11 protein-coding genes are annotated in these 13,978 nt (G+C 39.6%); 3 read left to right on the top strand and 8 right to left on the bottom strand.

The window, feature by feature from the left end; translation table 11 throughout:
* Positions 1–7 precede the first annotated feature (7 nt).
* The gene (locus ACIQXP_RS12195) at positions 8–2,455 is read left to right on the top strand and encodes an outer membrane beta-barrel protein (protein ID WP_387503951.1); all 2,448 of its coding nucleotides are present in this window, start codon (positions 8–10) and stop codon (positions 2,453–2,455) included.
* Positions 2,456–2,843: 388 nt separating this feature from the next.
* Here the strand turns inward: ACIQXP_RS12195 and ACIQXP_RS12200 are convergent, their stop codons facing one another.
* From ACIQXP_RS12200 to ACIQXP_RS12215, 4 genes are all read right to left on the bottom strand, one after another.
* Positions 2,844–4,133, bottom strand: coding sequence for a gluconate:H+ symporter (locus tag ACIQXP_RS12200; RefSeq protein WP_387503952.1), 1,290 nt, complete (start codon positions 4,131–4,133; stop codon positions 2,844–2,846).
* 50 nt (positions 4,134–4,183) lie between these two features.
* A complete protein-coding gene (locus ACIQXP_RS12205) occupies positions 4,184–4,366 on the bottom strand; it encodes a hypothetical protein (protein WP_090499373.1) in 183 nt (60 codons plus the stop codon).
* Positions 4,367–4,913: 547 nt separating this feature from the next.
* Positions 4,914–7,448 carry an ABC transporter permease gene (locus tag ACIQXP_RS12210; protein ID WP_387503953.1) on the bottom strand — a complete coding sequence of 845 codons (2,535 nt, stop codon included), beginning with the start codon at positions 7,446–7,448 and terminating at the stop codon, positions 4,914–4,916.
* The gene (locus tag ACIQXP_RS12215) at positions 7,438–8,172 is read right to left on the bottom strand and encodes an ABC transporter ATP-binding protein (protein WP_244278773.1); all 735 of its coding nucleotides are present in this window, start codon (positions 8,170–8,172) and stop codon (positions 7,438–7,440) included. Before ACIQXP_RS12215 ends, ACIQXP_RS12210 begins: the two co-directional genes overlap by 11 nt.
* Positions 8,173–8,218: 46 nt before the next feature.
* On the opposite strand from ACIQXP_RS12215, the gene ACIQXP_RS12220 reads away from it, so the two are divergent.
* A complete protein-coding gene (locus tag ACIQXP_RS12220; RefSeq protein WP_387503954.1) occupies positions 8,219–8,902 on the top strand; it encodes an arylesterase in 684 nt (227 codons plus the stop codon).
* A 484-nt stretch (positions 8,903–9,386) separates the two neighbouring features.
* Here ACIQXP_RS12220 and ACIQXP_RS12225 read toward each other — a convergent pair whose 3' ends face one another.
* From ACIQXP_RS12225 to ACIQXP_RS12240, 4 genes are all read right to left on the bottom strand, one after another.
* Positions 9,387–10,376 carry a hypothetical protein gene (locus tag ACIQXP_RS12225; protein WP_387503955.1) on the bottom strand — a complete coding sequence of 330 codons (990 nt, stop codon included), beginning with the start codon at positions 10,374–10,376 and terminating at the stop codon, positions 9,387–9,389.
* A gap of 73 nt (positions 10,377–10,449) precedes the next feature.
* The gene (locus ACIQXP_RS12230) at positions 10,450–10,932 is read right to left on the bottom strand and encodes a hypothetical protein (RefSeq protein ID WP_387503956.1); all 483 of its coding nucleotides are present in this window, start codon (positions 10,930–10,932) and stop codon (positions 10,450–10,452) included.
* Between the two features lie 17 nt (positions 10,933–10,949).
* Complete coding sequence (locus ACIQXP_RS12235) at positions 10,950–11,417, bottom strand: hypothetical protein (protein WP_293741901.1); 468 nt, start codon at positions 11,415–11,417, stop codon at positions 10,950–10,952.
* 158 nt (positions 11,418–11,575) lie between these two features.
* Positions 11,576–11,905, bottom strand: coding sequence for a magnetosome magnetite crystal formation protein family (locus ACIQXP_RS12240; RefSeq protein ID WP_293741900.1), 330 nt, complete (start codon positions 11,903–11,905; stop codon positions 11,576–11,578).
* Between the two features lie 227 nt (positions 11,906–12,132).
* On the opposite strand from ACIQXP_RS12240, the gene ACIQXP_RS12245 reads away from it, so the two are divergent.
* Complete coding sequence (locus ACIQXP_RS12245) at positions 12,133–13,977, top strand: helix-turn-helix transcriptional regulator (protein WP_387503957.1); 1,845 nt, start codon at positions 12,133–12,135, stop codon at positions 13,975–13,977.
* Position 13,978: the final 1 nt, after the last annotated feature.

Raw genomic sequence — 13,978 nt, forward strand, 5'->3', positions numbered from 1 at the left:
TCACATCATGAAATTTAAGATCATGGCTTTTTTAGCCGTATGGATGAATATTGCCCTAACCTTTGCCCAAGCCCAATCCCCTCAATCCAGAATTTATGGCCATGTATTGGATGCCGAAGGAAAAAATATAGAATTTGCTACAGTGGTCCTACTCAGAGATTCTGTATTGGTTAAAACTACTTTTACGGAAAAGGATGGACTGTTCAGTTTTGATCAGCCCGGTTATGGAAAATTTCTGATTAAAATATCAGTCGTCGGATCGCCCATATACCAAACCGATACGGTGATGCTAACCACAGACCATGCAGTTATTGCATTGCCCGATATCAAAATCAAAACCGGAGCAACCAATTTAAAGGAGGTGACTGTTTCGGGGCAGAAAGCTTTTGTTGAGCGGAAGATAGACCGCACCGTTGTTAATGTAGATGCCTTGATTTCTAATGCAGGTACAACTGCATTGGACGTGCTAAGCAAATCGCCCGGTGTAAATGTGGATCAGAACGGGATAATTTCGTTGAAAGGCAAAAATGGGGTGACTATTTTTGTTGATGATAAACCGACTTATTTATCGGGTTCGGATCTGGAGAACTATTTGCGTTCTTTGCCTTCTTCTTCGCTTGATCAGATTGAACTGATGACCAATCCACCGGCCAAGTACGATGCTGCCGGCAACGGGGGAGTAATTAATATTAAAACCAAGAAAACCAAAATTGCCGGATTTAATGGAGGGATTAATCTGAGTTTAAACCAGGGCGAATTAAGCCGTTCGAATAATAGCTTCAACTTTAATTACCGAAAAGACAAGGTTAATGTTTTTGGAAACCTAAGTTATAACCTCAATAACAGCTTTACGGATCTTGATCTGAACCGGAAATATAAAAATGCTGATGGTAGTGCTAAGTCCTACTTTAATCAAAATTCTTATTTCCGCAGGCATGGTAATACTTTTAACCTGAAAACGGGTGTTGATTATTATGCATCTGAACGCACTACCTGGGGGGTGGTACTTACCGGAATGAACAGGATCTCCAAACAGGTAAATAACAATATCAGTAATTTATCCAATGCTTCCATGCAGTTAGATTCGGTAATCAGGGCCGAAAATATCGATCAGATTAAGTACCAAAATGCAGGGGTAAATTTAAATTACAGGCATAAATTTAAGCAGGTAGGGCGGGAATTAACGTTTGATGCAGATTATCTGCTTTATCGGGATAGAACGGCTCAGACCTATAATAATTTTAGTTACCTGCCCGGCGGCGCTTTAAAATACCAGGATATTTTAACAGGTAATCTTCCATCCGACATCGATATCTATACCGCTAAAATGGATTATTCGCATCCCCTGGAAAATAAGTGGAAGCTGGATGCAGGAGTTAAAACCGCTTATACCAAAACGGATAATATTGCGGATTACGCTAATACCGCAAATGGAAAAACAAGTGCTGATTATGACAAAAGCAATCACTTTTTATATCAGGAGAATATCAATGCAGTTTACCTAAACATGAGCAGGGAGGGGAAGCGGTTTTCGCTCCAGGCTGGCTTAAGGTACGAAAATACGGTTTCCAACGGGCATCAGTTGGGGAATCTGATCAAACCTGATTCCAGTTTTAAAAGAACTTATAACAGTTTGTTTCCAACGCTTTATTTCTCCTATAAGCTTGATACGGCAGGGAACAATGAACTCGGACTGAATTACGGAAGAAGGATTGACCGTCCGTATTATCAGGACCTTAATCCGTTCTTTTCTCCACTGGATAAATTTACCTATTATGTTGGTAATCCTTTTTTAAAACCCTCTTTTACACAAAGTATCGAACTTTCTCATGCCTACAAAAGTAAGATTACGACAACATTTAGTTATAGCTGGGTGAGAGATGAAGTGAATGAGACCATCGAAATTTTAAATGGTACCTATTATAGCCGGCCAGCCAATGTAGGCAAAACAAGGGTAGCCAATGTTTCTGTAAATGCAGAAATCGACATTACGAAATGGGCAAAATTAAATGCCTATCTAGAGTTTGGCAAAATAACCTCAAAAACAGATTTTTATACTGGTTTTTTGGTGACGAATGGCAGTTATTTTAGAACAAATCCTAATCTACAGTTTAAAATCAGTCCTACCTGGAATGCAGAGCTGAATATGAGCTATCAGAGTAAACTTTCAAACGTTCAGTTTTTACTGGCTTCGGTGCATGATTTTGGCGCAGCAGTGCAAAAAAAGCTTTCGGCAAAAAGTACCCTGAAATTAACTGCAAATGATATTTTTAGAACCCGGATATATAATGGGATAATTAATAACCTTGCCGCAACAGAAGCCGGATGGAGGAACAGGCAAGATTCCAGGAACTTTGTTTTAAGTTATAGCTATCGTTTTGGAAAGACCTTTTCTTCTCCTGAAAAACACGAATCTTCTGGTGCCGATGCAGAAAAAAACAGGGTAAAGAATTAATGGTTTTTTTGGAATACAATCTTTCGGATAAATCCATAGGTTCCTGAAGCGTTGTTCACTTACTAGTGCTATGGGTATTAAAAGTTGACAACTCTACTTGCCTGTTGCTTTAATTCTATGAAAGACCGGATAAGGCAGTCGGTCGGGTTTATTTTACCTGGGATAGCAGCAGTGTTTAAGCCATCTAAACCCGATCGGAGCGGGATGCTGATTTTTTCGATCGGCAGAAGTGGGAGCGGGGCTGTTTTAACCTACAAGCTTCTGCAACTGCTTTCCAAAAAAAGATCAAAAGTCTGATTGGAAGACCGTATACAGTATAAATCTATAGGTACATGAAGAGTTGTCAACTTACCAGCGCTATGGTTATTAAAGTTGACAACTCTCTTTTCTAAACGAACTGATTCAATACCAGCACGCCTAAAAGCCCCAAAACCGAAACCAGACTTTCCATCATGGTCCAAGTGCTGAAAGTTTCTTTAAGGCTAAGGTTAAAATATTCCTTAAACATCCAGAAACCGGTATCGTTAACGTGAGAGAACATTAAACTTCCGGCACCAACAGATAATACCATTAACTCTGGCGATGCGCCGGGACCAATTAAAGGAAGTACCATACCCGAAGCCGTTAATGCAGCCACTGTTGCCGAACCCAGCGTTACCCTAAGTGATGCCGTAATTAACCAGGCGAGCAGTAATGGTGATAAATTTAAACCTCCGGTAAGCTGTTTCACCGTTTCGCCCATGCCACTATCAATCAGGATCTGTTTAAAGGCACCACCTGCGGCAATAATCAAGATAATCATGGCAATGCTTTTCACTCCTTCTGCACAAGATTCCATAGCTTTTGTAATAGAAGTTTTTTGTAGTGCCAGCGCAATAATAACCGAAATTAACAGGGCCGCGGTAGGATCGGCCAGGAATGTAAACAGCGGCTTACCAATATAGTCTATCTTAATACTGCTCCCAATGGTTCCGGCGATGATTAAAAATACCGGCAGCAATGCGGTAATAAAACTTCTTGAGGCAGAGGGAAGATTTTCTTCTTCATTAATGCTAAAGTTTTGGACTGTTGCTAATTGATCCCTTTTGAGAATTAATCTCGGAAAATAAATTCCGGCAATAACCGCAATGGGTAAGCTTAAAGTTAATCCATAAATTAAGGTTTTACCAATATCGGCATGGAAAATTCCGGCTAAAGCAACAGGACCGGGGTGAGGAGGTAAAAAGCCATGGGTAACCGAAAGGGCCGTGGCCATCGGGATGCCAATATATAATTTCGATAGCCCTGTTGTTGCTGAAATGGCAAAAACCAAAGGAATTAACACCACGAAACCAGCATTGTAAAATAATGGAATCCCAACCAATAAGCCAGTTAACAGCACAGCCCACTGGATATTCTTTTTGCCAAAAGCGCCGATCAAAATGAAGACGATTTTTTTTGCCGATCCGCTATCTTCAATCAGTTTGCCCATCATCGCACCCAGGGCCAAAACCATTACCATGCTCCCTAACGTACTGCCGATTCCGTTGCTAATGGAGTTCATTACTCTCGTAGCGGGCATTCCTAATAAAAGACCTGTAATAATTGCCACAGCTAGTAAGGCAATCATAGGATTAATCTTTTTTAAGATCAATACAAAAAGCAATAGAATGCCGAAAAGCAGGATTAATAATGACATTTGGCTAGAACTATGAGGTAATGTGATTAAATATAGGCTTTTAAACTTAATTATTTTTTAACCGTAATGGTTCTTCCGGTAACAAGGTTAAATTCGTAAATCCGGTATAGGCCGTCATCTTTTATTTCTATACTTTCTACCAGGCCGGTTTTGCTGAAAGTATCGGTAACCATATCTCCGATTTTTACATCCTGAAGAATATCGTTAGGGGTATCGCTGTTTAATCTGATCATGATGTAAAAGTATTGATTATTAATAAAAACTGTAGATTAGTTTAAATGAATTGAAAAGTAGAGAGTGTTTTGCGTTAAATGGCAACGTAGATGCTGCTTTATAAATAGAATTGTCATCCTGAGGGATAATTTATTTTATAAAATCAATATGATTGAAATAAGTATTTACTGGAAATAAGCCTCTGGTAGGATCGTCATTGCGAGAAGGCTTTTTCAGCCGACGAAGAAATCTTTGCAGCAAGCCTTACTAACAGGATAGATTGCTTCGTCGTTCCTCTCCTCGCAATGACGACTTTCTTAGGTATTCTGTCAATGGTAGCTTGTCGAAGGACCTGTTTCAAATGTCTTAAAAGCCGTTTCGACGGGCTCAACGTGACAAATTCGATTGAGTTACATTAATGGATAGCCTCCTTTTAAAGATAAATGAAGAGTAGCTGTGCTGATGTTAAATTAATTGGGGATGCTACTTTAACTGCGCGACAGATGCCGAAATAAATCCAGTATGATGACTTTAAAAAAACTCCCGAAAACTATTAACTGAACATGCTTACCCCTCCGTTCTTAAAATCTTTAACGGTGGTTGGTTCAGGATACTTCTTGTACTTAATATGCCTGTAATTACCACGAGTAATACAATTGAAGCAAACAACAGCACAGTTGGTACAAATGGGGGCACAAAGGCCGCATCGAAAGTAAATTTCGCCAATGCCCAGCTTCCGCTTATGGCCAGAATTAAACCGGCTCCTGCCGCAAAAGCACCTAAAAAGAAATATTCAATTGCATTTATTGCTAAAATCTGTTTTCTGCTGGCGCCTATGGTCCTTAATAGAATGCTTTCCTTTATCCGCTGGTTTTTACTGGTTAATACTGACGAAATAAGTACAATCCAGCCGGTTACCATACTAAAGCCAGCCATAAACTGGATTACGAAACCGATCTTACTCAGCAATTCATCCAGTAATTTTAACACAAGGTCTAAATCAATCACAGAAACGTTGGGGAATTTTTGAACCACTTCTCCTTGAAAACGGGCCGAAACTTCGCCCGATGGTACCCTGGTCATCAAAACATGGAACTGCGGTGCCTCTTCTAACACCCCGGCAGGAAAAACTACCCTGAAATTGGTCTGCATCCTGCTCCAGTTTACTTCCCTTAAACTTCCAACAACTGTAGGGATCATCATGCCCTGAACGTTAAAAAGGATTTTATCATTCAGGCCAACATGAATAGATTGGGCATAACGCTGATCCAGTGAAATATAAACCGTTTGATTGGGTTTTATTTTTCCGGTCCATTTGCCTGCTGTAATTTTCTCTGCTGCCGTTAAAGTATCCTGGTAAGTAGCTCTGATCTCGTTGCGGTAAGCTCTCCTGTTATTGGTATCTGCACTGGCTTTCTTCCCGTTAATCTCCTCAATGCGCATGGTAATTACAGGCACCTGGTTCATTAACGGCAGTTTGAAAGCTTTGGTTAAACTGTCTAATCCTTCTTTTTGTGTATTCTGGATATCGAACATGAACATATTGGGCTGGTTATTGCCAGATGACAACGTAACACGGCTCATTAAGATACCTTGCACAAAAAACAGGGTACAGATAAATGCGGTTGATAAACCAATAGAAACCGTGAGCATTAAGGTTTGGTTATTCGGACGATAGAGGTTGGCAAATCCCTGCCGCCATAAATAACCGGATGAGTTGGGTAAAAGTTTTCGTACCAGAAACATCAGGATTTTAGACAGTATAATTAACAGCACAAAAGCGATAGCAATACTGGCGGTGAAAGCAAATGTTTGCAGCCATGTTTTCATCTGCAGATGCGTAAAAGCGGTAATAAAGATTACCATCAGCAAATACACTACCCAGGTTAGCGGATCTCTTTTTCCGCCTGCTTTTTCAAAAGATATCCGGATGGCGTTTAATGGCGAAATTTTTCTAACGGATAAGAGCGAGGGGAGGGCGAAAAGGACTGAAATGATCAACCCCAACAAAATACCCTGGCCTACAGCCGGCCACGAAACCTGCATGGTAATCTCAATCGGTAGAAAATCTTTTAACATCAATGGAAGTAAAAACTGTATGCCCGTGCCTAAAGCTGCCCCTAATACTGCAGCAATTAAGCCGATAAAAAATACCTGTATCAGGTAGATCAAAAAGGCATGACGGGATTTTAATCCTAAACACCTTAGCGTGGCAATGGCACTTAATTTTTCCTGGATATATACATGGATAGCACTACCCACACCAACACAGCCCAGTAGCAAAGCAATAAAACCAGATAAAGCCAAAAAGCGGTTTACATCTTTAAACGATCTTCCGGTTTGTTCTTTTCTAGATTCTACGGTATCGGCATCAAAGCCTTCCTGCTCTAATTTACTATCATTTTTTTTTACCCACTCATCTATTCCGGACGGATCATTGTACCTGAAATAAAATTTATTATTGATCCGGCTTCCGGTTTTGATTAGGTTGGTTTTGTCTAGTATTTGTAGGGGAATATACACCGTGGGAGCTATACTGGCACCAATGCCCGTTTGTCCAGGTGCTTTGGTTAAAGTGCCCAAAATGTTAAAATTAAGGTCTCCTATTTTTACCGAATCACCAACTTTTGCGTTAAACTGCAGCATCAGGGTTTGATCTACCAAGGCATTTCTTCCGGTTTGAAAGTGCCTGGCTGCAGCCAGCGGAATGGTTTCTATGGTGCCATAATAAGGGTAATTTCCCTCCAGGGCCTTCATTTGTACCAAACGGCTGCCTCCACCTTTCTGAAAATAAATCATGGAAGCAAAAGTTTTCTCCTGCGATCGCTCGTCGCCAAGCGTATCGAGCATTTTTTGCATGGCTTTGCTCACTCCCTTCCGGCTATCTAAAACCAGATCAGCCCCTGTAAGTTCTTTTGCCTGTGCATCAATATCTTTTTGCAGGTTATCTTTAAAAGAATAAACGGCAACAAGGGCCGCAATGCCCAAAATAATTGAAGAGATAAAGAGCAACAAACGGGCGCGGTTTTTCCGGCTATCGCGCCAGGCCATTTTAAACAGCCAGGAAAACGGAACAGATTGTTTTGGAAGGCTATTGGACATAAGCTGGGTTTTCGTCTGAGATGATGATGCCACCTTTAATTTTAATGTTTCTTTCCGTTCTGGCAGCCAACTCAAGGTCATGTGTTACGATGATCAGGGTAGTTCCTGCATCTTTGTTTAAATCAAAAAGCAATTTGATTACTTTTTCGCTGGTTTCGGCATCAAGGTTTCCGGTAGGTTCATCTGCAAAGAGCACGGCAGGTTGGTTGGAAAATGCCCTTGCTAACGAAATCCGCTGCTGTTCTCCACCCGATAACTGGATGGGGTAATGATGGGAACGGTCGGCCAGACCAACCTTATCCAGTAGCTCTAAGGCATGTGAGCGGATATTTTTTGCGCCTCTTAATTCTAAGGGTACCATTACGTTTTCCAATGCGGTTAAAGTAGGTAGTAATTGAAAATTCTGAAAAATAAACCCTACGTATTGATTTCTAACAGCAGCGCGCTGATCTTCGTTTAATTTTTCGAGTGCAATTCCGTTCAGTTCAACCGTTCCGTTGCTGGCCCTGTCCAATCCGGCACATAAACCTAGCAAGGTGGTTTTTCCGCTTCCCGATGGCCCTGTAATGGCTACCGTTGAGCCGGCAGTTATCGAGAAATTAATATTGTCAAGAACGGTGAGTTCCCGTCCGGCACTTTGGTAAATTTTGCTTACATTTCGGATGTTCAATATGCTTTCCAATAGCTGAATTTTTAGGGTTTGCGTATAGGTTTTGCCAAACATAACGGGGCACTGCCTGTTAAGATAATTAGATACAGATTAATTAGATATGTTACGAAAACGATTAATGGGGCTATTTGTTTTGAGCCTTGTGGTGATAAGCTGCGGAAATCCGCAAAGTAAAAACAATGCGGATAAAACTTTAGATTCAACTGACCAAAAGCAGGCTGCTGTGGCAACCAAACAAAAGAATATCCTTTTTTTCGGTACCAGTTTAACTGCAGGTTATGGGCTCGACCCGACAGAAGCTTATCCGGCATTGATCCAAAATCGGATTGATTCTTTAAAAATGCCTTATAACGTAATTAATGGCGGTCTAAGTGGAGAAACTTCTGCTGGTGGTAAGGCAAGGGTTGACTGGCTGCTTAAACAGCATGTAGATATTTTTGTGCTCGAACTGGGGGCTAATGATGGGCTTAGGGGGTTGCCCGTTGCACAAACTACTAAAAATCTTCAGGCCATTATCGATAAGGTAAAAGCTAAATATCCTGATGTTAAAATGGTGTTGGCAGGGATGCAGGTTCCACCAAACATGGGGGCAAAATATGCTGCCGACTTTAAAAACATGTTTCCGGCACTGGCAAAGAAAAATAAAATGGCCCTTATCCCTTTTTTATTGGATAAAGTGGGCGGTGTTCCTAAATTAAACCAGGCCGATGGTATTCACCCTACGGCAGAAGGCGATAAGATTTTGGCAGAGAATGTTTGGGTAGTGTTAAAGGATTTATTGTAGTTTTTAACTGCAAAGGACGCAAAGAGCAAACGCAAAGGGCGCTAAGTTTGGTTTATGTTTAAGTAATGTTACGTGGTTTTAGTGTGTTCGTCGCAAAAAAAAAAAGCTGCAAATTTATTTAACTACATAGAACATGAAGACAAAGCACGGGGGGGACAAGTTAAGGGTTGACATCTGATTTTAAGCATTTTATTTAATCGGTTTTTTTTATCTGCAGCCAAAATTGTATGTTTAGTATATGTTTTGGCTGCGGATAAATTAATGCATTTGCTGATTATTTAAAGGAAAATGGAATTGGGTGGTAGAAGATGATTTTGTAATGCCTTTAGCTATGCCATTTTGTTTAAAACTGTTTTCTTATTATATCTTACTAATGAATTGTTTGGTTGAAAGGTTTCATTTATACTTTTGGTAATCTGTTTGCAACTCAAACCAAATAAGCTGAGCAGCACAACCAGGCCATAAATTGTTATGAAATTTTTCATTAAAATTCTCCTTTCAGTTCGTTAAGATCACTTTCGAAGGCAATTTTTTGTGGATTTTCGTTCAGGTAAAAAATAGAAAAACTCGGCTGTCTAACACTATCCAGGTCTAGCAGATCTACAATTTTTTTGATGTTTGCCCGGTGTTTCCGGTTAAACTGATCGGTAAATTCAAGTTCAAAATCAACCATCGGCTGCTCGTTGATATACGTTCCGGTCTGGCTGACTTTGAGCAGCCTGGCATTAGTATGCGTACCTTTAAATTTAATCAGGAACAATTGATCTGGTTTACCGATAAATTTTTTGGCTATAAAAGCACCGAAAGCACGATAAAGTAGCAGCATAAAGGCGCAGGTTAATAAGGGATGGCCGATTCCCATGAAACGCCAGCCCATACCCATGCTTTCTAAATTGTAGGAATAAATATAATACCATACAACAAGGGAGGCAAAAGTAAGCCAGGCCAGGCCGGTCAAAAATAGGGTCATCTTTTTAATGCTTACCACTGTAGAGGCAACAATAAAATAAGGAACGTTTTTTACTTCCTTATCCAGCAGGATGTCAATGGTTTTGCCCGCTTCGTATCGGCGTTCATAAGGTTTTGCATCATTTGCCAGGGTTTTTTGCATAATCAGACTGCCCGACAGATTTTTAAACTGCAAGGTAAGTTCATAGGTGTCATAGGCAGCGTCAGTTTTATGGATTTTTGTGGATTCTAATATCCTGGCCTCCCTCGGTTCACCGGTGGTTTTAAGTTTTTCTATATTACGTTTAATCGAAAAATTGCGGATTACCCATTTCTGGAAATAACCAATTAACAATATTGCCCAAAATAGTACAGATATGGCCAGTATCGAAAGTGAATACCATGGATTATCGGTTATTAGGTTGGGTATGCTGTCGTCCCTGGTGCTGTAATAAATGAACATGGGGAACGGAATAGCGAAAAACAGCATGTAACTTATCCAGAATATCGAAAGTCCTTTGTTCATGTTTTTTAAGTTGGCCAGATTAATTTTTATCGTATTTAATTAGGACGTTTGAAGCGCTTATTTATCATTTGCTTCAATGGATGATTTTTTCAATTTCCGCTAAAACTTCTGTTTCAAAAGCTGCCTGCCTGATCTGACTTTTGCGGCTGCTGCCAAAGGGTTGGCTAATGGCAAAGCTTTTGCCAAATTTATTCTGTTTACGCGATAAGGCATAGTGTAACAGCCCATCTTCCTGTAAACGAAGGATGTATACATCCTCAAAAGCCATAATCTTGCGGGTAAGTAAACCGGGGATTTTTTTATAGACTTGCCCTGTGTACTCGTCGAAAATATAGGTAATATTAAAATGGAAGATAAAATCGTAAAGCGCTGTTAGGGCTGATATAAATCCAATGGCCATCACGCTCCAGTATGTGTTCGGATAGAGGTTTAGCATAGGCGTTACCACAAATATTACTGCCGCAAGGAAGGAAAAAAATAAAATTTTGCCTTTATAATCCCGTTCAGGCTGAAAACTCAGACGTCCACTTTCATTTTTTAGATTATATCCTGTCATAGTTAGGTATTGGGATTTTAATGTTGTGGCAAGCCCATGATCGTACTTACTTCTTCACTAAGTTTTTGCAGGGGTTTTGCTGTGAATAAAGTTTGGGCCAGTAGGATATGTCTGGTTTTATTATCTTTTCTCATGACCATAACGGCCTGAACCATGATAGTGATAAAATAGCTTTTTTGCTTTGAGATGAGGAAATGGTCAAAATCATCAAAACTATAGTTTACCGGAGCACTGAAGAAAAATCGTTTACGCTGTATTTCGCGGGTTTGATTATTGAATATAATGGCGCCCGTTGTACGCAGGATGCACATTATGCCTATAAAAGCAAATAAAGCAACATAGAAAAATGTCGCCTTGCTGGTGCTATACATCAATATGGCAACTATAGCTGCAACACAGCCAATAGCAAGGGTAAATAAAAGTCCCTTTTGTACTTTTAGGTTATAATTGTTTCCTTCTTGTTCGAAGTATTTAAATGCTTCCATTTTTTATGATTATCTACAGTATAAAATATGCTTCAATTCCTCTACCATCCGTTTAAGGTTTACCTTTAATCTTTGGCTAATGTTAAAAAACATGCGGTGATGGCAAATGCCATCACCAATTGCATGATATTTTAAATTTTGAGGCGCATAACTTTATCTTAGTATTTACCAACAACTGAAGACTTGTCTTCGAACCATTTACCAATAAACGGAACAGGTTTTAATGCGCCATTGGCCGCATTGATGATTCCAATAATCCAAAGGATGATAAATGCATAACCCACAAATCCTAAAAAGGATAAACTAGGTACTATGCCAGCAATGATGGTAAAGGCTATATTGAAAATAATACTTACAATGGCAAGGCCTAACGATTGTCTTAAATGATATTTAAGCAAAGTATCAGCTTTATCTTTTCCGACAAAATAAGCGACTAACCAACCAATAAGGGTGATGTAAGAAACGATTGAAAGGGTTTTGTTGTCCATGATTTCTGTTTTTAGGTTGAAAAATTATTGAGGTCAAATTTGGGGTAAACCATCATCATCTAAAAGAATCTGCCGCCTACAGAGCATCTACAGCATTTTGCAAAACGTCTACAATACATCTACAGTTTGATTTAATTATCTGTATTTCAGTTTTTTATATTGTTTTCTGTTTTTCGGATTTTGTCTACAATCACCATCAAGGCCAATCTTTATGTTAATTTTACCCTATGAAACATCAACATTTTAAAAAGATATTTCTCTTAATCATCATTTGTACCAGTTGTTTGATGACGAGTGGGCAAACTTTGTTAGATAGTACTGCACTCAATCAGTTAAGCGATATAGATAAACCGGCATTGCTAACGCAGCTTGCGGAGCAAAGTAGAATTAACGGCGATTATAAAGCAGCGATACGAAAAGCTCAACAGAGCGCAGCTTTGGCTTTAAGATTTAAAAATTTAGCAGAGGTTACGAAATCCTATACCATACAGGCTAGTATATATGCCACAACCAAAAATTTTGTTTCATCAAAAAAAGCTGGCGATAGTGCATTGTTTATCGCGCAGCAATCGCGGCAGCCCATCGCAATAGCCTACGCTTATTATGCACAGGCTTTGTTCTATAATGCGATAGATAATTCGGAGCAGATTACCAAATATTGTGGACTTGCACTAAAGTTGTCGGAGAAAATGGCCGACCCTTACCTTAGCGCCAAAATATATTACCTGCTTTATATGATCAATACCCATTGGGATGAAGTTAAAAATGTAAATAAATATGCGAGGGCTGCTACCGAAAATGCCTTAAAAACTACCGATTATAATCTGTTAGGCAATTGTTATACTGCATTATCTGTTGCTGCAGATTACAATTACACCAGCACTAAAAATCCAGTGTTTCGAGACAGTGTCATTTACTATTTAAATAAAGCCCAAAACCTTTATCAGCAATATCCTAAATATGTTGCCCGCAAAACCTATGGTATTGCCTGTATCAATAGCGCAGATTATTACCTGCGTTATTTTTCTGATACGGATGAGGCTGCAAAAGCCAATGCCATCCGATATGCTGGATTGGCTAACGAAGTTATGAAAGGGGCCATCAACGGTGAAGAAATCAGGGCAAGCAGTTTGGGGATTTTGAGTGAATATGCCAAGAGGAACAAGAATTTTATGATGACTGAAGCCTATTTGCAAGAAGCCTATAGCATATTAAAAACTCAGAAAGTACCTTCCTACTACACTTTAATCAATATTGTAACTGCTCTGGCTAATTTTTATGAGCAACAGGGAAGCTACGAAAAGGCCTTGGCATTTCAGAAACGGGTAACCGAATACAACAGCAAATATTTTGATGAAAAACGGACTTTAAATGCTCAAAAATTAGAGGTACAGTATGAGGCTGAAAAAAGAAACAATGAGGTAAAGCTATTAAAGCAACGCGCCCAATATGCGCGGCAACAAAAGTACCTGTACATCGGTATTGCCATTGCCTCCATTTTGGGCCTTATATTTATGTTCCGTTCTTACCACTTTAGGTTAAGGTACTCTTTACAGCGCGAAAGGCAATTGCATCTAGAAAAACAGGATGCCGAACTGCTGATGAAATTCGAAAAAGAAGAGCAGGCCAGATTAAAAGCGGAGCAGCTCTTGCTTGAAAGTCAGCAGCAGCAATTGCAGAAAGAAGTAATGGCCAGTCAGTTGCAGTTGGAGCACAAAAAGGAAGTGCTGTTTCAGCTTAAGGAAAAACTGAGTGATCACCAAAAGCTCAACATTAATAAAATCTGGAATGAAGAATTGCTGTTGGATAATGATTTTGAAGAAGCAAAATTCCAGATTCAGCAGGTGCATCCTGATTTCTTTTCTACGTTAAACCAGAAAGCCCAGCAAAAACTTACCCCGCTCGATTTAAAACTCTGTGCCTACCTTCATTTAAAGATGGATACAAAAAAAATTGCTCAGCTAATGCATATTGAAGCCAAAAGCGTGCGCATGAGCCGTTACCGGATAAAGCAAAAATTAGGTTTGGGTAAGGATGAGGATCTGAAACTGTTTTTACAGGAAATGAAATAAT

It is taken from the genome of Pedobacter suwonensis, from assembly GCF_044762335.1.
GTDB lineage: Bacteria > Bacteroidota > Bacteroidia > Sphingobacteriales > Sphingobacteriaceae > Pedobacter.

Coding starts and splice junctions, on each gene's coding strand:
- ACIQXP_RS12195 (WP_387503951.1), top strand. CDS start 8: ATGAAATTTAAGATCATGGCTTTTTTAGCCGTATGGATGAATATTGCC.
- ACIQXP_RS12200 (WP_387503952.1), bottom strand. CDS start 4,133: ATGTCATTATTAATCCTGCTTTTCGGCATTCTATTGCTTTTTGTATTG.
- ACIQXP_RS12205 (WP_090499373.1), bottom strand. CDS start 4,366: ATGATCAGATTAAACAGCGATACCCCTAACGATATTCTTCAGGATGTA.
- ACIQXP_RS12210 (WP_387503953.1), bottom strand. CDS start 7,448: ATGTCCAATAGCCTTCCAAAACAATCTGTTCCGTTTTCCTGGCTGTTT.
- ACIQXP_RS12215 (WP_244278773.1), bottom strand. CDS start 8,172: ATGTTTGGCAAAACCTATACGCAAACCCTAAAAATTCAGCTATTGGAA.
- ACIQXP_RS12220 (WP_387503954.1), top strand. CDS start 8,219: ATGTTACGAAAACGATTAATGGGGCTATTTGTTTTGAGCCTTGTGGTG.
- ACIQXP_RS12225 (WP_387503955.1), bottom strand. CDS start 10,376: ATGAACAAAGGACTTTCGATATTCTGGATAAGTTACATGCTGTTTTTC.
- ACIQXP_RS12230 (WP_387503956.1), bottom strand. CDS start 10,932: ATGACAGGATATAATCTAAAAAATGAAAGTGGACGTCTGAGTTTTCAG.
- ACIQXP_RS12235 (WP_293741901.1), bottom strand. CDS start 11,417: ATGGAAGCATTTAAATACTTCGAACAAGAAGGAAACAATTATAACCTA.
- ACIQXP_RS12240 (WP_293741900.1), bottom strand. CDS start 11,905: ATGGACAACAAAACCCTTTCAATCGTTTCTTACATCACCCTTATTGGT.
- ACIQXP_RS12245 (WP_387503957.1), top strand. CDS start 12,133: ATGAAACATCAACATTTTAAAAAGATATTTCTCTTAATCATCATTTGT.